4 protein-coding genes and 1 pseudogene are annotated in these 2,868 nt (G+C 61.3%); 1 reads left to right on the top strand and 4 read right to left on the bottom strand.

From position 1 onward, the window contains the following. Positions 1-90 (top strand): annotated as a pseudogene (locus M0954_RS24065) (3-oxoacyl-ACP reductase); the annotation flags it as partial. Positions 91-281: 191 nt separating this feature from the next. On the opposite strand, the gene M0954_RS24060 reads toward M0954_RS24065, so the two are convergent. From M0954_RS24060 to M0954_RS24045, 4 genes are all read right to left on the bottom strand, one after another. Next, positions 282-842 (bottom strand): nucleotidyl transferase AbiEii/AbiGii toxin family protein, encoded by a 561-nt coding sequence (locus tag M0954_RS24060; protein WP_297355917.1) that lies wholly within the window; start codon positions 840-842, stop codon positions 282-284. Positions 843-875: 33 nt separating this feature from the next. Continuing rightward, entirely contained in the window at positions 876-1,181 is a 306-nt protein-coding gene (locus tag M0954_RS24055; RefSeq protein ID WP_297355915.1) for a hypothetical protein, read from the bottom strand. A gap of 9 nt (positions 1,182-1,190) precedes the next feature. Then, positions 1,191-1,724 (bottom strand): type IV toxin-antitoxin system AbiEi family antitoxin, encoded by a 534-nt coding sequence (locus tag M0954_RS24050; RefSeq protein ID WP_297355913.1) that lies wholly within the window; start codon positions 1,722-1,724, stop codon positions 1,191-1,193. 71 nt (positions 1,725-1,795) lie between these two features. Next, positions 1,796-2,305 (bottom strand): hypothetical protein, encoded by a 510-nt coding sequence (locus M0954_RS24045; protein ID WP_297355911.1) that lies wholly within the window; start codon positions 2,303-2,305, stop codon positions 1,796-1,798. Between the last annotated feature and the right edge of the window lie 563 nt (positions 2,306-2,868).

Genomic DNA, 2,868 nt, shown 5'->3' with positions numbered 1-2,868 from the left:
GATCTCGCGCGCATGGCGCTCTTCCTCGCGGCCGACGACAGCCGCATGATCACGTCGGAGGATGTCATGGTGACGGGTGGCTGGTCGTAATATGGCCGGCTCCCGCCTGCGCGTCGGACGCGCGTCGACCCGGACGAGACACCTAATCACGCCCAAAGCGGCCAGTCGTGCTGCCAAACCGTGCGCTATGCTCCATCGTGTCTCGGTCGTTATGAATTCTGCGGGATCGCTATTCGGTTCGGCACGCCCGCCCGCCGCGGATCGTGCGCGCCTGTGTTTCGCTAGCTGGCGCGGCGCGCTGAGACCTTTGCTTCGACGGTCTCCACCAGCGCTTGTACCCTCGCTGCTGCGTCGCGTTGATCGCGCGCTAGCTCGTCCTCGTCGCCAGTCGCGTGGAATCGCGCGTAGCCGACCGCGCCAACCTTCTCCCATCCCTCGCTGTGTTCGTCATCGCAGAACCGACGGCGCAGCGCGGCGAGGCCCGCCTCCACCGCGCCCTCATGCTGGCCGGACAGCGCCCTCTCCACTACCAAATCGGCGACGTCATCGATCTTGCCGGAATATCGCAACACATGAATCAGGTCTGCCGCGTCTTTGGGCTCGTTGCGCTGGTCAAGCGCTAGCGCCTTCAGGACAATGAATGCAGGCACGTCAGCGCATCGGATAGTCTCGGACGCCTTACCGCCGTCGGACAGTAGCGTCCCAGTGATCGTCCTTTCGACGAACCAGTCATGGACGATGCCTGCATATGGCATGTTCACGGCAGATACGCGCTCGCCGTCGACGCTGACCGCCCGCCCTGGCTTGTCGCCGTCAGCGTCGCGGAGGAACTCGACAAGCACGATCGTGTTCTCGTCGATCCGCTGCTGCCATTGCTACGACGAGGCTACGCCGTTATTCATGTGGCGCGTAAAGCCGCGCGCTTCGAGCTGGTCGGCCAACGATGCGTATTCATCACCGTCGGCGAGAACCTGAAGGTTTAGCACGACGTCCACATCGGCCGTCCCCGCGTGGGCCGGCACGTCCGGCGGCTGCTCAGGTGTGAGATAGCGCGGCACGAGGCCGCCCACGAGCCGCAACGTGTCTTTCAGCGTCCCGAATGCTCCGAGGAGCGTCAGCAACGTGCTCTCGTAGGCGGCGGTGACATCTGCCGAGTAGCCGTCGGAACTTTTCGGTTTCATCCCTGCCATTCAAATCCCCAGTTTTTCGAGGACGCGTTCCGCCAATTCCTTATTTCTCCCCCGCCCATCGAGCAAGTCGAGATAGAGGATGATCGGGCTTGCGAAATACGCGGGGAAGTCGGGCAACTCATTCCGGAATTGCAGACTCGTGCCGTCGCGTTCGATCAGGGTTACGTTCGCCCCTTTCTCGGCGCGCTTGAGGTTCAGCGCCTTCGCGAACTCTTCAGCTTTGCCCGGCGGCACGATGATCTCGGCCGTGTCGGTCCCGGTCAGCAGCGGCGCGTAGACGTTCGCCGCAGACGAGCCGGTGAACGCCCACGGATACGCTAGGGCCGCGTGATCAATTTTCTTGGTGAGCCCACTGAGAAGCAGGTCGGGTCGATCGGCAAGTACGTGCCAGCGAGTGCGGTTGTCAATTCGGCGCTTCCAACGCGGCACCCACGCGTCGAGCAACGCGCGCGCGTTCGTCAGGCGTCTGCGTCGCGTGCGACCCGCACCAGTCGACTCACACCATTCGAGCTTTTCGAGTTCTTGCAGCACCATCGAGCACGTGTACTGCGAGGTCTGCGCAACCTCCGCCAGCTCGCCGCCCGCGAGCCACTCTCCGCGATGCATCAGAAGCGCATGGACGACCATCTCGCGGGCGTCAGTGAAAAGCGAGGTCCTGCCCCCCTCTTCGCTGCCTTACGGTCTGGCATCTGGATGTTGATGACCCACGGCGCGCGACGGAGATACAAGTTGCCGTTGCGCTCGAAATAGCCAATTCCACGTTCGCGCAGCAGTTCCCTCGCGCCCGGACTTAGCGTTTCTGCCGCAACAAGCGGAATTGCCTTCCCGGCCTCCTTTCCGCCGAGGGCATACTGAGCCAACCGCCAGATCGCTGTCTGGACGTCACGGGGATATGCGTTCCGCACGGTTTCGACGGCGATGTCGGCGAGCTTGCCGTCGACGTCGAGGCTGAGCAGGAGATCGAGGTGTGTGCCATCATCGATCGGGACATTCGACTTGCGGACCGAGATGCTCCCTGCGGTGGCGGCCACCAGCGCGTTGCATAGCTCGTCTGCAACCATCGCGTGGAAGTCTTTGCGAGCGGCTTTCGGACCGGCTGGATGTGGGTTTTGCATGTCTCTTTAGCAAAAATGGCTGATTTAGCTGCGCAGCAAAATCTCCTAATTGTCTTTTATTTAGCGATTTCAGTTTCTTTTGCTGTACAGCTAAAGTGCCACAAATAGCTAAAGAAAACTCATGAGACCTGTGCTGATCCGGGTGAACCACTAGGTTCGCGCGCCATGCCGTCCTTCCGACTTAGTGGTTCGCCGTGTTCCGCCACCACGATGCGCATGTGCCGCGCGACCAGCAGCGCGGATGACCTAGCGATTCGCCCGGGAACGACCTTCCATCCGCGCGACCACTCGACGCCTGCCGGCGTACGGATCGCAGTGAACTAGTGATTCACCCGGCCCCAGAGCAGAGTGGTTCCCACTGCTCCACCGCCCGCATGCCGAACCTAGTGATTCACCGGGCCACTGGCGACTGCCCGAGTCGAGCCTCGTGACTTACTAAGAGAAAAGCAGCGAAGCTTTTTATCGAAGACATTTCCAGTTTATTGTTTGCCGTTGGCCAGTGACGTAAGAATCTGGTATGCAGCGATTACTCGTTCATCGATGGGGAAGTTCTTGTTGGCGAG

It is taken from the genome of Paraburkholderia sp. (genome assembly GCF_026225065.1).
Classification (GTDB): domain Bacteria; phylum Pseudomonadota; class Gammaproteobacteria; order Burkholderiales; family Burkholderiaceae; genus Paraburkholderia.
This window is presented reverse-complemented; position numbering and strand designations above follow the sequence as displayed.